Annotated in this window: 13 protein-coding genes; 2 read left to right on the top strand and 11 right to left on the bottom strand. The window is 70.9% G+C overall.

Annotation, left to right across the window (positions count from 1 at the left end):
- Positions 1 to 13: 13 nt before the first annotated feature.
- The 6 genes from DEJ50_RS29595 to DEJ50_RS29620 all read right to left on the bottom strand — a co-directional run bounded on the left by DEJ50_RS29595 (position 14) and on the right by DEJ50_RS29620 (position 5,214).
- Positions 14 to 1,057, bottom strand: coding sequence for a tryptophan dimethylallyltransferase family protein (locus tag DEJ50_RS29595; protein WP_190345070.1), 1,044 nt, complete (start codon positions 1,055 to 1,057; stop codon positions 14 to 16).
- Between the two features lie 266 nt (positions 1,058 to 1,323).
- The gene (locus tag DEJ50_RS29600) at positions 1,324 to 2,673 is read right to left on the bottom strand and encodes a cytochrome P450 (RefSeq protein WP_150211127.1); all 1,350 of its coding nucleotides are present in this window, start codon (positions 2,671 to 2,673) and stop codon (positions 1,324 to 1,326) included.
- Between the two features lie 13 nt (positions 2,674 to 2,686).
- The gene (locus DEJ50_RS29605) at positions 2,687 to 3,280 is read right to left on the bottom strand and encodes a GTP-binding protein (protein ID WP_150211128.1); all 594 of its coding nucleotides are present in this window, start codon (positions 3,278 to 3,280) and stop codon (positions 2,687 to 2,689) included.
- Positions 3,255 to 3,632: a DUF742 domain-containing protein gene (locus tag DEJ50_RS29610; protein ID WP_150211129.1), complete on the bottom strand. Its 378-nt coding sequence runs from the start codon at positions 3,630 to 3,632 to the stop codon at positions 3,255 to 3,257. The genes DEJ50_RS29605 and DEJ50_RS29610 overlap by 26 nt, the downstream gene beginning before the upstream one ends.
- The gene (locus DEJ50_RS29615; protein ID WP_150211130.1) at positions 3,629 to 4,030 is read right to left on the bottom strand and encodes a roadblock/LC7 domain-containing protein; all 402 of its coding nucleotides are present in this window, start codon (positions 4,028 to 4,030) and stop codon (positions 3,629 to 3,631) included. The genes DEJ50_RS29610 and DEJ50_RS29615 overlap by 4 nt, the downstream gene beginning before the upstream one ends.
- Entirely contained in the window at positions 4,027 to 5,214 is a 1,188-nt protein-coding gene (locus tag DEJ50_RS29620; RefSeq protein ID WP_150211131.1) for an ATP-binding protein, read from the bottom strand. The genes DEJ50_RS29615 and DEJ50_RS29620 overlap by 4 nt, the downstream gene beginning before the upstream one ends.
- 386 nt (positions 5,215 to 5,600) lie before the next feature.
- On the opposite strand from DEJ50_RS29620, the gene recQ reads away from it, so the two are divergent.
- Entirely contained in the window at positions 5,601 to 7,616 is a 2,016-nt protein-coding gene (recQ, locus tag DEJ50_RS29625; RefSeq protein ID WP_150211132.1) for a DNA helicase RecQ, read from the top strand.
- A gap of 19 nt (positions 7,617 to 7,635) precedes the next feature.
- Here the strand turns inward: recQ and DEJ50_RS29630 are convergent, their stop codons facing one another.
- Entirely contained in the window at positions 7,636 to 8,436 is an 801-nt protein-coding gene (locus DEJ50_RS29630; protein WP_150211133.1) for a DJ-1/PfpI family protein, read from the bottom strand.
- 237 nt (positions 8,437 to 8,673) lie between these two features.
- On the opposite strand from DEJ50_RS29630, the gene DEJ50_RS29635 reads away from it, so the two are divergent.
- Positions 8,674 to 9,612, top strand: a complete 939-nt coding sequence (locus DEJ50_RS29635; RefSeq protein WP_150211134.1) for an amidohydrolase family protein — start codon at positions 8,674 to 8,676, stop codon at positions 9,610 to 9,612.
- 69 nt (positions 9,613 to 9,681) lie between these two features.
- On the opposite strand, the gene katG is transcribed toward DEJ50_RS29635, so the two are convergent.
- The 4 genes from katG to DEJ50_RS29655 all read right to left on the bottom strand — a co-directional run bounded on the left by katG (position 9,682) and on the right by DEJ50_RS29655 (position 15,003).
- A complete protein-coding gene (gene katG / locus DEJ50_RS29640; RefSeq protein WP_150211135.1) occupies positions 9,682 to 11,871 on the bottom strand; it encodes a catalase/peroxidase HPI in 2,190 nt (729 codons plus the stop codon).
- Between the two features lie 120 nt (positions 11,872 to 11,991).
- Positions 11,992 to 12,492: a hemerythrin domain-containing protein gene (locus DEJ50_RS29645; protein WP_150211136.1), complete on the bottom strand. Its 501-nt coding sequence runs from the start codon at positions 12,490 to 12,492 to the stop codon at positions 11,992 to 11,994.
- A 91-nt stretch (positions 12,493 to 12,583) separates the two neighbouring features.
- On the bottom strand, positions 12,584 to 13,426 hold the full coding sequence (locus DEJ50_RS29650; protein WP_150211137.1) for a crotonase/enoyl-CoA hydratase family protein: 843 nt from the start codon (positions 13,424 to 13,426) through the stop codon (positions 12,584 to 12,586).
- A 32-nt stretch (positions 13,427 to 13,458) separates the two neighbouring features.
- The gene (locus DEJ50_RS29655) at positions 13,459 to 15,003 is read right to left on the bottom strand and encodes a glycoside hydrolase family 31 protein (protein WP_150211138.1); all 1,545 of its coding nucleotides are present in this window, start codon (positions 15,001 to 15,003) and stop codon (positions 13,459 to 13,461) included.
- Positions 15,004 to 15,073 lie beyond the last annotated feature (70 nt).

Consider the following 15,073-nt stretch of genomic DNA (forward strand, 5'->3'; position numbering starts at 1 on the left):
CGGCCGGGGCCCGTCAGCCCAGGCGGCCGGGGACGGCCTGGGCCAGCGGCGGACGCACCTGGTACGCCTCCGAGGAGATGTACGCGTTCATCCGCGGCGGCCGGCCCTGCTGGTGGACCAGCCCCAGATACGCGATGAGCCCGACGCCGTCCTGGAGCCGGCGCGAGGTGGCGGCGGACAGGGCGCGCCGGAGCGGGGCGGGGTCCATGCCGTGGCGGCGGAGCACGGCCACCGCCCGGTCGAGGGCCTCCCCGTCGTGCCGGGCGTAGTCGCGTACCGGAATGTGCAGGGTGAACCCGCTGGGCCGGCCGGTCCGGCTCTCGGTGAAGGCGTGGCAGCTGAGGCCCGGCCGCCGGTCGAGCGGGACGTCCGGGTAGGCGATGCCGTCGGCGTCGTGCCCGGCCGCCGTGCGGAAGAACCGCTTGATCTCCGACCGCCCCGGGCCGCCCGTCACCCGGGACAGTCCGGCCGCCTCCGTTGCCGACAGGTCCTGGTGGACGAGGTAGACCTTCACCCGGGGTTCTTCCCAGTCGCCCAGGTCCAGGGCGAAGAACAGCGGGCGGTCGGCCTCGGGCAGTGCGGCGAAGGCCCGGTCGTGGCCGAGTCGTCGCAGTGCCTCGCGCACCGTTTCGGCGGAACGTTCCTGCCCGGAGGCCGCGGGGTTCAGGTACACCTTGGCCCTGGGCACTCCGCCGGGGAGCAGCTCCAGCGCGCACCACAGCGCCAGCGGGCCCTCGGGCTCGGCGGGGAAGAACAGGTCTTCGAGCTCGTCCAGCCGCGCCGTGCCGAACCCCCACCGCTGCGCCATCTCGCGGATGACCCTCAGCCCGACGCGCCCGTTCTCCGCCAGGCTGCCGGCCCCGTACCCGGGCTCCAGCAGCACCCGCAGCGTCGGGTCCGCATCCGGGACGAAGGCGAGGGAGAACTCCACCGGCGTGTGGTCGTCGGAGAGGAAGGAGGGCTCGGGTGCCAGGGAGAGCGGCCGGCCGGCGGCGGGGCCCAGCACGGTGAGCAGCGTCTGTGCGTACGCCACGGAGTCGGCCCCGCTCAACCCCACCGCCTCGCAGAGCCGCAGGACCTGTCTCGCGGTATGGCCGCCGAGCGTCTCCCGCCTGGGCCTGAGCGCCCAAGAAGATACCCGCCCGGATGGGCGGGTATCGAGGGGGCCGAACTCGACGGGACCCTGAATGGAACCGGCGCCGGTGGATATGTGCTCCACGACACCTCCTTCGCTTCGTAAGCACGCCAGAACAACGCGGTGCTCACTACCCCCGTTGTGGATCTTTCATGCCACAACGGGGGAGCGAAAGGGAGTTGCGTCTGTCACTTCGCCAGCCAGTTGAGGAACTGGCTCCACATTCCGCCGCGTTCGCGCTTGCGGCCCGCCCCGGACTCCTGCGATCGCGCAGGCGCCTCGGAATGTGCCTGCGCGCCGGGCCGGCGCACGGACTCGACAGCGGTGAACCGGGCGGGCAGCGCGGTGAGGCCGCGGTTGAACGGGCCCGGCCGCCAGACCAGGCTCTCCTCCGGCACCGACAGTTCGACATCGGGAAGCTGGTTGAGCAGGTTCTCGATGGCGGTGACGGTGATCTGCCGGGCCGGCTCCTTCGACGGGCAGGCGTGCGGGCCCGCGCTCCATGCCAGGTGTGACCGGTTGTTGCCGCCCTGGCGGGCCGCGGACAGCTTCGGTCCCGCGTTGGCGGCGGCGAAACTGACCAGCACGAGATCGCCCGCCCGGAACTGCTGTCCGGCGAACTCCATGTCGGCGGCCGGGTAGTGCGCCGCATAGTTGGCCATGGGCGGGTTGTCCCACAGCGTGTCGTCGAGGGCCTCGTCGATCAGGCCGCCGCCGTCGGCGTACCGGTCGTGGGTGAGCAGCCGGTGCAGGGTGTTGCCGATCAGGTTGCCGAGCGGATCGGTGCCCGCGCCCAGCAGCAGGGCCACCTGGTGGACCATCTCCTCGTCCGTCAGGTTCGCCTGGTGCTGCATCAGCCAGGAGGTGACGTCCTCGCCCGGCCGGGCACGCTTGAGCGCCACCAGTTCGCCGACGGCGCCGAACAGGACCTCGACCGCCCGCTCGGCGTTGACGCCGTCGAACATGCCGGTGATGCCGAACAGCACCCGGTCGCCGATGTCGGCGGGGCAGCCGAAGAGTTCGTTGAACACGAAGAGCGGCAGCTGCCTGGCGTAGTCGCCGAGCAGGTCGGCGGAGCCGCGCGCACCGAACTGGGATATCAGATAGTCGGAAACCTGCTCGGTGCTCTGGCTCAGCTTGCGCGCATCGACGCGGGCCATGCTGTCCGTGATCGCCTGGCGCAGCCTCAGGTGTTCGGCACCGTCGCTGAACATGCTGTTGGGCCGGTAGGCCAGCGCGGGCACCACCGGATTGTCGGGGCTGATCCGGCCTTCGTTGAGGTCGCGCCAGCGGCGCGCGTCCTTGCGAAAGGAGCCGGAGTCCTGCAGGAGTTGCAGCGCCGTCGTGTAATCGGTGACGAGGGTGGCATCCACCCCCGGCGCGATCTCCACGGGTGCGGTCGGGCCGTAGTGGCGCAGATAGGTGTAGTACGCCTGCGGGTCGGCCGCGAACTCCGGCCCGTACAGGGGCACCCGGCCGCCGGCGTCATGGGCAGGGCACCCGGGTGGGGGAACGGGGGCGGTGGGTTGAACGTGCATGTCTTCTCTGCTCCTAGTGAGCGCGGTACAGCAGATGGCGGACGAGTGTGATCAGCGCGTCGGCGGACGACTTCTCGTCGCGCGCATCGCAGGTGACGATGGGGGTGTCGTCGAGGAGGTCCAGGGCCTCGCGCAGCGCCCGCTCCGCGCGGTCCGGCGTGCCGTCGAAGTGGTTGACGGCGACCGCGTAGTCCAGACCGTACTGCTCGATCAGGTCGATCACGGCGAAGGAGTCCGCCAGCCGCTCGGGGTCGACCAGCACCAGCGCGCCGAGCGCGCCGCGCGCCATGTCCTCCCACATCTGCACAAAGCGCTGCTGACCGGGCGTGCCGAACAGGTACAGCACGACCCGGTCGCTGATGGTCAGGCGGCCGAAGTCCATGGCCACCGTGGTGGTGGTCTTGCTCCGGACCCCCTTGAGGTCGTCGAAGGACTCGCCGGCGCGAGTCATCGTCTCCTCGGTCTTCAGCGGAGGGATCTCCGATATCGCACCGATGAAGGTGGTCTTGCCCACGGCGAAGTGCCCGACGACGAGGATCTTCACGGCGGTCTGGGTCGCCCCGCCGCGGACGTACGCCTGCTCACCCAAACTTGGCGCGGAGTCCATTCAGTACCTCCTCGAGAATGTCTCGGTCCGTGAGCGTGGCGCGCTGCACGGGCGGGCGGGTGATCAGATAGCCGCCTTCGGTGAGGGCGGAGAGGAGGATCTTCACCACACCCATGGGCAGGTGCGTGTGCCCGGCGATCTCGGCGACCGAGAGGTAGCCGGCGGTGCACAGCTCCAGCAGACCCTGCTCCTCGGGAGACAGCTGGGTCGGCCGCTGCTGCTGGTCGCCTGCCGCGGTGACCAGGGTGATCAGGGACAGCTGCGCCTCGTCGGGCAGGCCGCGCCCCTTGGTGATGACATACGGACGTACTAATTCCGCGGCCTCGGGCTCCAGTTCACCGAAGCCGGTCATGAGCGGATGCCGAGGTTCTCGCGCGGCGGTGTCGTCAGGGCCTTGCCCAGCTGGCTGACGAGCTGCTGCATCCGGAAGGTGATGTCCTGCATGTCCACGTCCGGCGAGGCGGAGACGCCGAGGTAGGCGCCCTTGCCGGCGGAGATCAGGAAGACCCAGCCCCCGTCGAACTCGACCAGGGTCTGCCGCCACTGCAGGTTGCCGCCGTCGACGAAGAACCCGAGCGAGCGGCTGAGCGACTGCACGCCGCTCATCGCGGCGGCGACGGTGTCCGCGTTGTCCTTGCCGAAGTCCTTCGTCCGGGCCATCAGCAGACCGTCCGCGGAGACCAGGACCGCATGCAGCGCCCCGGGGATTTCCAAGGCGCTGTCAAGCATCCATGACAGATCGTCGTTCACGAGACCCCATGCCCTTCGCTGCTTGCATCACGTGTGCTGCTCGACTGGTCCGCCGGCTCCGGCCGGGTGGCCCGTCCGGACTGCGTGCCCCGCTGGAAGGCGCCCATGATCGCCGCGGTTTCCGCGCCGGAGCGCGTGGCGGCGGGAGCGTCCGGCGTGCTGCCGGGCACGATGACCATCGGCCGCTTGCGGCGACGCTGCGGCAGGCCGTCGATGGTGGAGGCGGTGGCCGCCGCGGATTCCGGGCCGCGGGGGTCCGCGGTGGCGGTGGCGGAGACCGCGGGGCCGGCGGAGGCGGCCGGCGCGGGGGCCTGCTTCTCCGGCATGCCGGTGAGGAGCTCGTGCGGCAGGAGGAGCACCGCGCGGACACCTCCGTACGGCGAGCTGGAGTCCACGGACACCTCGAAACCGAAGCGCTCGCAGAGCACGCCGATCACCGCGAAACCGAACTGCGGGGGACTGCCGAGCCCGGAGACCCCGGAGACCCGCTCGGTCGACAGGAGCTTTTCGGCCCGGGCCCGCTCCTCGTCGTTCATTCCGACACCGGCATCGTCGACGACAATGCAAATGCCCTTGGGCACGGTACGGATATTGATTTCGACCACGGTGTCCGGGCTGGAATAGCTGGTGGCATTGTCGAGCAGCTCGGCAAGAGTCAGTGCCACCGGTTCGACGGCCCGGCTGGTGATGCCGAAATCGACCTGCGAAAGGATTTCCACTCGCCGGAAGTGGCGGATCCTGCCCTGCGCACTGCGGACCACGTCGTAAACCGAGGCGACCTCGCGCTGCCGGCCCAGCCAGCCGTCGCACAGCACGGCGATGGACTGGGCGCGGCGTCCGAACTGAGAGTTCGTGTGGTCGATCTCCAGGAGATCCTGGAGAATGACGGACTCGCCGTACTTGCGCTGCAGTCCGGAGATGACCGACTGCTGCTCGGCGGCAAGACCCTGAAGCGTCCGCATCGCGGACTTGAGGACCGTTTTCGTCGCAGCCTGGGCTTGCTCCTTCTCGGCCTCGACCGATTTCGAGAAGCTGTTCTCGAGCTCGGTGTGAAGGGCTTTGATCTCCTCGATCTCGTACAGTTGGGCCTGGTTCGCCTTGTACTGGCGAACAATGACGGCGACTGCTCCGATGACGGCGGCGAGGAGGACCCAGAGCACTGGGTTCTGTATGTAAGGCGTCATAAGACTCTCTTCAGGCGACTGACGGTCAGCTGCTGAATTCCGTCAAATGCGGGTGGGCCGGCGAGCCGTTCCCACTCCGCAAGTGCGATGATCGTATCACTGGGAGTGAACAGGTGACCAATCGTCAACAGTCCGTAGCCCGATGGGCATTGGGCCTCATTCGGCCGTCTTCACACGGCGTTAATGAACGAGGGGCATGTGTCCGATAAAGGCACTTCTACGGCTTTCCGGGCCGGGTGGTGTCCGGGCGGACCATGCATGTGCAAGGAGTTCCCGCGACAATTGCCAGAAGCCGGATGGCTTGGAATTGCTCTTGAGTGACGGGCCGTATGCGCGCCGTGGCCGGAGGGGGCAGCGGTGTCGGTGGGGGCCGGTAGGCTTCTCCAATGGCCCTTTCGGACGCGTCCCCCCAGATCTCCGATGCTCTGCAGGTGCTCCACCGCGTCTTCGGATACGACTCCTTCCGCGGTGAGCAGCAGCAGATCATCGAGCAGGTCGTGGGCGGCGGCGACGCCCTCGTACTGATGCCGACCGGCGGCGGCAAATCGCTCTGCTACCAGATCCCGGCGCTGGTCAGAGAAGGTACGGGCGTGGTGATCTCACCGCTCATCGCGCTGATGCAGGACCAGGTGGACGCCCTGACCGCCCTCGGCGTACGGGCCGGCTTCCTGAACTCCACCCAGGACCCGTACCAGCGGCAGGCCGTCGAGCAGGCCTTCCTCGCCGACGAGCTGGACCTGCTCTACCTGGCGCCCGAGCGGCTGCGCACCGAGGGCACCCAGCGGCTGCTCGACCGGGGCAGGGTGTCGCTCTTCGCGATCGACGAGGCGCACTGCGTCGCCCAGTGGGGCCACGACTTCCGGCCCGACTACCTGGCGCTCTCCATGCTGCACGAGCGCTGGCCGAAGGTGCCGCGGATCGCGCTGACCGCGACGGCCACCGAGGCCACCCACGCCGAGATCGCGGCGCGGCTGGGCCTGCAGGAGGCCCGGCACTTCGTCGCCAGCTTCGACCGGCCGAACATCCAGTACCGCATTGCGCCGAAGAACAACCCGCTCAAGCAGCTGCTGGAACTGATCCGGAGCGAGCACGACGGGGACGCCGGAGTCGTGTACTGCCTCTCCCGGTCCTCGGTGGAGAAGACCGCGGCCTTCCTGGTGGAGCAGGGCATCGACGCCGTGGCGTACCACGCCGGCATGGACGCCCGGACGCGCGCCGCCAACCAGGCCCGCTTCCTGCGCGAGGACGGGGTCGTGGTGGTGGCCACGATCGCCTTCGGCATGGGCATCGACAAGCCGGACGTGCGCTTCGTGGCCCACCTCGACCTGCCGAAGTCGGTCGAGGGCTACTACCAGGAGACCGGCCGGGCGGGCCGCGACGGCGAACCGGCCACCGCCTGGCTGGCGTACGGCCTGCAGGACGTGGTCCAGCAGCGCAAGCTCATCGAGGGCTCCGAGGGCGACGAGGCGCACCGCCGCTCCCTGGCCATGCACCTGGACGCGATGCTCGCGCTCTGCGAGACGGTCGACTGCCGCCGGGTGGGGCTGCTGGCGTACTTCGGACAGCCGGGCGAGCCGTGCGGCAACTGCGACACCTGTCTGACCCCGGCCGAGTCCTGGGACGCCACGGTGGCGGCGCAGAAGCTGCTGTCCACGGTGTGGCGGCTGGCGAGGGAACGGCGCCAGAAGTTCGGTGCCGGCCAGATCATCGACATCCTGCAGGGCAAGAAGACGGCCAAGGTCATCCAGTTCGACCACGACGCCCTCTCGGTGTTCGGCGTCGGAGCGGACCTGAGCACGGCGGAGTGGCGGGGGGTCGTGCGCCAGCTGCTGGCCCTGCGGCTGCTGGCCGTGGAGGGCGACTACGGGACGCTGGTGCTGACGGACGGCAGCGGTGAGGTGCTGGGCGGGCGCCGCAGCGTCACCATGCGGAAGGAGACCGCGGCGGCCGGCCCCTCCCGCAAGGAGTCCGGCTCGCGTCGCACCGGGAAGGGAGCCCGGGTGCCGGTCGACCTTCCGGCGGCTGCCGTGCCGGTCTTCGAGGCGCTGCGCGGCTGGCGGGCCGCGACGGCCCGGGAGCAGGGCGTACCGGCGTACGTGGTCTTCCACGATGCGACGCTGCGGGAGATCGCGACGCGGCTCCCGGCCACCGTCGAGGAGCTGGGCACGATCGGCGGGGTCGGCGAGGCCAAGCTGGCCAAGTACGCCGAAGGCGTGCTCGCCACCCTGGCCGAGCCCCACGCCACCGTGCCCGGCCCCGCCGCCGCGCCCCCGTCCGAGTCGGCCCCGCCGGCCTCGGCCCCGCCGGCCTCGGCCGCGCCGGCACCGGCCGCGCCGTACGAGGACGAGGAACCGCCCTTCGACCCGGAGGAGATCGACCCGCCCTGGGACGACTGGGAGTAGCCGGGCCGCCCCGGGCGGATCAGTGGCGCTCGCGGGCCGTCCGGGCCGTCCGCAGCACGGTGCCCCGGCGTTCGCACTCCATCAGGGTCTCCACCCCGGTGGCCGCCGCCGAGCCGATCTCCCGCTCCAGCATCCACAGGGCCCCGTCGATGCCGGAGCTGATGCCACCCGCGCACACCAGGTTGCCGTCGTCGACCACGCGTGCGGTGCGGACATCGGCGCCCTGGTCCTTCAGGTACTGCTGGGCCCGGTGGTGGGTGGTGCAGGGGCGGTCGCCGATCAGGCCGGCCGCATGCAGGACGACCGCCCCGGTGCACACGCCGAACAGGGTCAGGGACGGGCGGGCGGCGCGGCGCAGCTCGCGGGTCAGGACGCCCTTCCGGATCTCGGCCCAGACACCCGGCCCCTGCCGGTTCTTGAAGCCGCCGCCGGGGACGACGATCACGTCCGCCGCCCCGGGGTCCCAGGCGCCCGGTACGGCGACGTCGGTACCGAAGCTCGCGGTGATCCGGCCGGGCCTGCCGCTGGTGACGAGCAGGGTGCGGACGGGATGCCCCAGGACAGCCGCCGCCGCGAACACCTCCAGTGGGCCGAACACGTCCAGTTCCTCCACACCGTCGAACAGGACGATGTGCACCCGGAGCGGATCGTGCGCGGACCGCTCGCGCGGTGCGGCGGCCGAGGCGGTTGCCGGCGCGGCTGCCGGTGCAGCCGGGGACGGGCCCGGGGACGAAGCCGAGGCCGCCGGGATCCCCGTGACGAGCGCGGCTCCCGCGCCCGCCGCCGACATCAGTGCGCCCCGCCGGTTCAGCTCCGCCATGACACCAGTCTCCGTCCACCGCGTCCGCACCGCCGACTCTCGGCGGCCTTGCCCGCCATGGGTCGCACGCGCGGGCGGCGGAGTTCCCGTGGCCGGTACGGGGCCGGGCCGGAACGAGGCTGGGCCGGACGGGTGGACGGCGGTAGCGACGTACGCGTGTGACGGCGACCGCCGGGGCCGGTCGACTCTCATGGACTGCGGCCGGCCCGGACAACGGCCCAAGGAGAGCGGACCGTCATGACCGAACGTGCACGCATCGACGTCCACCACCATGTGATCCCGCCCGACCGCAGCCGCGCCATCGCCGACCGAGCCGCCGCCCTCGGCTGGCCGGTACCCGCCTGGGACCGGCAGAGCGCGATCGCGATGATGGACCGCCGCTCGATCGCCACCGGCATCCTCTCCTACGCCGCCCCGCTCGCGGCCCCCGACGACCCCGCGGGGGCCCGCGCCTCGGCCCGGGCGGTGAACGAGTTCACCGCCGAGCTGGTCAAGGACCGGCCCGACCGGTTCGGGAACTTCGCCGTCCTCCCCCTGCCCGATGTGGACGGGGCGCTCGCCGAGGCCGTGCACGCCCTGGACGAGCTCGGCGCCGACGGGGTGACGGTGATGTCCAACGCGTACGGACGCTACCTCGGTGACCATGAGTTCGAGCCGCTCTGGGCCGAGCTGGACGCGCGGGCGGCGGTGGTCCTCATCCACCCCACCGCGCCGCCCGGGGCGATGGTTCCCGGCCTGCCCAGCCCGCTGGTGGACTTCCCGTACGACACCGCCCGCACCGCCCTGCACCTGGCCGTCGCCGGGGTCCCGGGCAGGTACCCCCGGCTGCGGATGATCCTTCCGCACGCGGGCGGCTTCCTGCCGTACGCCGCCCACCGCTTCGCGGCGGCTGCCCGGCTGCGCCCGGGGACCACCCCCGAGGACCTCCTCGCCGAACTGCGGAGCTTCTGGTTCGACACCGCGTTCTGTGCGGGCCCGGCCTCGCTGCCCTCGCTCCTCGCCTTCGCCGCGCCCGAACGCATCCTGTACGGCAGCGACTTCCCCATGGTGCCCGAGGAGTGGTGCGGCGGCTTCGACGACGGGCTGGACCGCTACCCGCACTGGTCGGACGGGCAGCTCCGGGCGATCCACCGGGGCAACGCCGAGTTGCTCTTCCCCCGTCTCGCGGCGACCTGACGGCCGCCGGGCCGCCGGGCCGCCGGCTGCCGGGCTGCCGACGGCCGGCCGGCAGCCCGGACACCGGACTCAGACGAGGTCGAACCGGTCGAGGTTCATCACCTTGTCCCACGCTGCCACGAAATCACGCACGAACTTGTCTCCCGCGTCCTGGGACGCGTAGACCTCCGAGACGGCCCGGAGCTGGGAGTGCGAACCGAAGACCAGGTCCACCGCGGTGGCGGTCCACTTGACCTCGCCGGTGGCGCGGTCCCGGCCTTCGAACACGTTCTCCTCCGAGGTCGAGGCCTTCCACTCGGTGCCCATGTCCAGCAGGTTGACGAAGAAGTCGTTGGTCAACGTCTCCGGCCGGTCGGTGAAGACACCGTGCGGGGACCGGCCGAAGCCGGCGTTCAGGGCCCGCATGCCACCGGTCAGGACCGTCATCTCGGGTGCGGTCAGGGTCAGCAGGTTGGCGCGGTCCAGCAGCAGCGTCTCCGGCGACAGCTTCTCGCCCGCCCGCAGGTAGTTGCGGAACCCGTCCGCCTTGGGTTCGAGTACGGAGAACGACTCCACATCGGTCTGCTCCTGCGAGGCGTCCGTGCGCCCGGGAGCGAACGGGACCGTGATGGCGTGCCCGGCGTCCTTCGCGGCCTGCTCGACGGCGGCGCACCCGCCCAGGACGATCAGATCGGCGAGCGAGACCTTCGTGCCGCCCGACTGCGAACTGTTGAAGTCCTGCCGGATCCGCTCCAGGCCCTGCACCACCTCGGCCACCTCGGACCCGGCGTTGACCTCCCAGTCCTTCTGCGGCGCGAGCCGGATCCGCGCTCCGTTGGCCCCGCCCCGCTTGTCGGTGCCGCGGAAACTCGCCGCCGCCGCCCAGGCGGTGCCGACCAGCTGGGAGACGGACAGCCCCGAGCCGAGGATCCTGGCCTTGAGATCGGCGATCTCCGCGTCCCCGACCAGCGCGTGATCGACGGCGGGGACGGGGTCCTGCCACAGCTGCGGCTCCGGAATCCACGGTCCGAGGTAGCGCGAGAGGGGCCCCATGTCACGGTGCAGCAGCTTGTACCAGGCCTTGGCGAACACCTCCGCGACCAGCTCCGGGTTCTCGTGGAACCGCTTCGCGATCGGCCCGTAGACCGGATCCAGCTTCAGTGAGAGGTCCGTGGTCAGCATCATCGGGGCGTGGCGCTTCGACGGATCGTGGGCATCGGGCACCGTGCCCTGGGCCGCGGGGTCCTTGGGGGTCCACTGCTTCGCGCCGGCCGGGCTCGTGGTCAGCTCCCAGTCGTACCCGAACAGGTTGTCCAGGTACCCGTTGTCCCACTTCGTCGGCTCCGAGGTCCAGGCGCCCTCCAGCCCGCTGGTGAGCGTGTCCACGCCCTTGCCGCTGCCGTAGGAATTCCGCCACCCGAGGCCTTGCTGCTCGATCGGGCCGGCTTCGGGTTCCGGACCGATGTACTCGGGATCGACCGCGCCGTGGCACTTGCCGAACGTGTGGCCGCCGACGATGAGCGCAACCGTCTCCTCGTCGTTCATCGCCATCCGCCCGAAGGTCTCGCGGATGTCCCTGGCCGCGGCCAGCGGATCCGGGTTGCCGTTGGGCCCCTCCGGATTCACATAGATCAGGCCCATCTGCACGGCACCGAAAGGACCGGCGAGTTGTCTGTCGCCGCTGTAACGCTCATCCCCGAGCCAGGTGTCCTCGGGCCCCCAGAAGATTTCCTCCGGCTCCCAGATGTCCTCTCGGCCGAATCCGAATCCGAAGGTCTTGAATCCCATCGATTGCATGGCGCAGTCGCCCGCGAAGACCAGTAGATCGGCCCATGAGATTTTCCGGCCGTACTTCTGCTTGACCGGCCACAGCAAGCGGCGTGCCTTGTCGAGGCTCGCATTGTCCGGCCAGCTGTTGAGGGGGGCGAAGCGCTGGGCGCCGGAGCCGCCGCCGCCCCGGCCGTCGGCAATGCGGTACGTGCCGGCGGCGTGCCAGCTCATCCGGATGAAGAGCGGCCCGTAGTGGCCGTAATCCGCAGGCCACCACTCCTGCGACGTCGTCATCACCTCGAAGAGGTCCCGCTTCAGCGCCTCCACGTCCAGGGTCGCGAACTCTGCCGCGTAGTCGAAATCCTCACCCAGCGGATTGGACCGCGGGGAGTGCTGGTGGAGCACCTGAAGGTCCAGCTGATTCGGCCACCAGTCCCGGTTCGTCCTGGGGGGAGTCGGCGTGGGGGTGGGGGAGGGGATTACCGGGTTCTCGCTTTCGCTGCCGGACACGTCCGTCCTTCTTCCTGTCGGGAGTTTCCACGGCGTCCGTATGGTTGCGCACGACAGACCGCAGCGCTAAGAGAACACGCAGAGCATCCCCGCAGACGAATGGCCGAATTCGTCGCCCGGTCACCCGCCCACGATCCGGCGCACGTTCTCGACGCTGCCACAGCCGGATGCCAGCTGCTTCTCGCGTTCCTTCAGGAACGCGGCGCCCAGCTCGGCCCGGCGCTCGTCGGGGACGTTCTCCCTGGCGCCGTTGAGGATCGTCCGCTCCTCCTCGTCCACGTGGTGGGAGACCGCCTTGACCAGGTCTTCCAGCCGCGAGTCCCAGGTGTCGGAACCGACATCGCCGACCTCCAGCAGCGCCAGCAGTGCCTTGTTGCCCTCGGCGTGCTCCTCCTCGCCGTGGTCCACTTCCTCATTGTCGACGTCCTTGAAGCGTTTGAGCGCTCCGTACACCTCGGCTTCCTCCGCCTCGCCGTGCGCGATGAGCAGGGCCGAGAACTTCTCCAGCGCCCCTGCCCGGTCGGCCTCGACGCTCCGCATACGGCGGAACAGGTCCTCCATGGTGCGGTGGTCCTTGAGGATCACCGCGACGACGTCCTGGTCCTTCCCGTCGCCCGCCATACCGCTCGCCTCCTCGATCGGGGGTCCCCCTCACCAGGGCGCGTGCTCACTGGCAGGCGGTTGAAACCCCCCCGCGTCCCCGATCCCGGCCTCACGCTCGGTGATGACCGTCGGGCGTACGGTGACCGTGCTCGGTGAACGTACCGCGCTCGGTGAACGAGCCGTGCCGGCCCGCCCCGGCCGCGAACCGGGCGGCACCCGCCGACGTCTCGCCGGCCGACAGCGGCACCATGCCGTGCCGCAGCTCGGCCGCCAGCGCCTCGGGCTCGGCCAGACCGTGCTGCTCCCGTACGGACAGCCGGTCGTGGCGCAGGCACAGCTGCGGGAACGCGGCGATCTCCCGCGCGAGTTCCTCCGCCGCCTGCCGGGCCTGCCCCGGCGGCACCAGGCGGTTGGCCAGCCCGATCGCGTACGCCTCGGAGGCCGGCACCGGCCGACCGGTGAGGATCAGGTCCATGGCGCGGCTCTCGCCGATCAGCCGCGGCAGCCGGACCGTACCGCCGTCGATCAGCGGCACCCCCCACCGGCGGCAGAACACCCCGAGGACGGCGTCCTCCTCCACCACGCGCAGATCGCACCACAGGGCCAGTTCCAGCCCGCCGGCCACCGCATGGCCGGCGACGGCCGCGATGACCGGCTTGGTCAGGCGCAGCCGGGTCGGCCCCATCGGGCCGTCGCCGTCCGGCTCCACCCGGTTCCCGCGCCCGGTGCCCACGGCCTTGAGGTCGGCGCCCGCGCAGAACGTCCCGCCCTCGCCCCACAGCACGGCCACCGAGGCTTCGTCATCGGCCTCGAAAGAGCGGAACGCATCGGCCAGCTGCCGGGCCGTCGGGCCGTCCACCGCATTGCGGGCGACCGGCCGTGACAACACCACGGTCGTCACGGGGCCGGCCCGCTCGGTGCGGACGGCGGGTGCCCCTGGGGTATCGGTCATGGCGGCATTCTCACGTGGCCGCCGCCCGGGAGCTACTGCTTCCGCAGATACGGCAGCCGGGCCAGGGGTGCGTCGACCCACACCGTGGCCGGGCCCGTGTACGACCGGCCGTCGTCGGCCAGCCAGGTGCCCGGCGGGATGACCACCTCGCGCCCGACCGCGCCCTTGGTCACCACCGGGGCCACCATCAGGCCGTCGCCCAGCAGGAACTGGTCGGTCACCGCTGCATAGCCGCGATGGGGGAACGCCCATTCGAGGGGGCGCTGGACCGGTTCGCCCGTGGCCGCGGCATGCGCGGCCAGAGCGAGGATCTCCGGGGCCAGCTCGGTGTGGAGGCGGGCGGCTGCGCGGACGATGGCGAGGTTCTCGGGGGAGAGCACCCGCCATGGTGCCGCGGAGAACTGCATCATGGGGAACAGCGCGGCGATCTGCGCGTAGCGGACGAACAGTTCCTCGTCGAAACCCTCGCCGTCCTCGCTCGGGACGAAGCGGAACTCGCCGCCCCCGATCATGTCGGGACAGCTGAACGCATGGCCGGTCAGGGACTGGGCCAGGGCGTTCGGGATCAGACTGTCCAGCCCGAACCGTCCCTCCCACAGGTGGTACTTGTCCTGCTGGCGCTGTGCCAGCGGCAGACCCGCCGCTCGCCACGCATCACGGAACTCGTTGAGCGGCCAGTCGGTACCGAAGAGGTTCCAGGCATGGGTGTACGCCTCCGGGTCGGCGCACCCGAGCGCACGCCACCAGGGCGCGTCGCCGCCGTCGAACTTGAACCCGTCGATGCCGATGTCGTCGCGCAGCGCCTCCAGCCGGCCGGTGAGCCACGCCCGTGCCCGCGGGTCGAGCAGATCGAGGCCGGCACTCCAGCCGTTCCACCACCAGGCCACCTTGGCCCGCCCGCCGGCTCCGCCGCCACCGGCGCCGGTCTCCGTATCGCGGACCAGCAGGCCCTGGTCGCCCAGCTGCCGGGCGGTGGGGGAGTCCGGGGTCACATAGGGCACCAGCCACAGCATCACCTTGAAGCCGAGTCGGTGGAGCCGGGCGACCATGCCCGCCGGATCGGGGAAGCGGCCGGGGTGGAAGGTCCAGTCCCCGTAGTCGTTGCTCCACCGGTCGTCGATCATCAGCACGCCGGGCGGGAAGCCTTCCGCGAGCAGCCGCTCCGCGTACGTCAGCACCTTCTCCTGGGTCGGCTCGAACACCGTCTCGATCCACAGGTTGTACTGCGGTGCAGTGAAGAGCAGCGGGTCCGGCATCGTGCCGGACGGAGGGTAGTGGCGGGTGATCGCGTGCCGGTACGCCCCGCGCAGATCGCCGTGCCCCTCGCCGTGCTCGATGACCGCGCCCGCTTCGTGGGCGTGCGCGGTCAGCCGGCCGCCGGAGAGCGTGAAGGTGAAGGTGCGGTCGCTGTGCACCCAGCGACCGCGGTCGGAGAGCAGGAGCGGCATGCCCTGGTTGGCCAGGACGTCACGCAGATCGAAGGTGTAGCCGTCGGGGTACGGCATGTGCCGCCCTTCGGCGACGGCTCCGCCCCACCAGCGTTCCCCGTCGAGGAGGGGGAGTTCGAGTGTCGTCATACCTGTGGGCTTTCTCCGGTGTGGTGGAGGAGCGGGCCGGGGGGCCGGGGCCCCGCGGCCCGCCGCTGAG

Source organism: Streptomyces venezuelae (assembly GCF_008642295.1).
Lineage (GTDB): Bacteria > Actinomycetota > Actinomycetes > Streptomycetales > Streptomycetaceae > Streptomyces > Streptomyces venezuelae_C.

Bases quoted from the DNA above. Each gene is read 5' to 3' on its own strand.
- DEJ50_RS29600 (WP_150211127.1), bottom strand. From the start codon at position 2,673: ATGCACGTTCAACCCACCGCCCCCGTTCCCCCACCCGGGTGCCCTGCC.
- DEJ50_RS29605 (WP_150211128.1), bottom strand. From the start codon at position 3,280: ATGGACTCCGCGCCAAGTTTGGGTGAGCAGGCGTACGTCCGCGGCGGG.
- DEJ50_RS29610 (WP_150211129.1), bottom strand. From the start codon at position 3,632: ATGACCGGCTTCGGTGAACTGGAGCCCGAGGCCGCGGAATTAGTACGT.
- DEJ50_RS29620 (WP_150211131.1), bottom strand. From the start codon at position 5,214: ATGACGCCTTACATACAGAACCCAGTGCTCTGGGTCCTCCTCGCCGCC.
- recQ (WP_150211132.1), top strand. From the start codon at position 5,601: ATGGCCCTTTCGGACGCGTCCCCCCAGATCTCCGATGCTCTGCAGGTG.
- DEJ50_RS29630 (WP_150211133.1), bottom strand. From the start codon at position 8,436: ATGGCGGAGCTGAACCGGCGGGGCGCACTGATGTCGGCGGCGGGCGCG.
- DEJ50_RS29635 (WP_150211134.1), top strand. From the start codon at position 8,674: ATGACCGAACGTGCACGCATCGACGTCCACCACCATGTGATCCCGCCC.
- DEJ50_RS29645 (WP_150211136.1), bottom strand. From the start codon at position 12,492: ATGGCGGGCGACGGGAAGGACCAGGACGTCGTCGCGGTGATCCTCAAG.
- DEJ50_RS29650 (WP_150211137.1), bottom strand. From the start codon at position 13,426: ATGACCGATACCCCAGGGGCACCCGCCGTCCGCACCGAGCGGGCCGGC.
- DEJ50_RS29655 (WP_150211138.1), bottom strand. From the start codon at position 15,003: ATGACGACACTCGAACTCCCCCTCCTCGACGGGGAACGCTGGTGGGGC.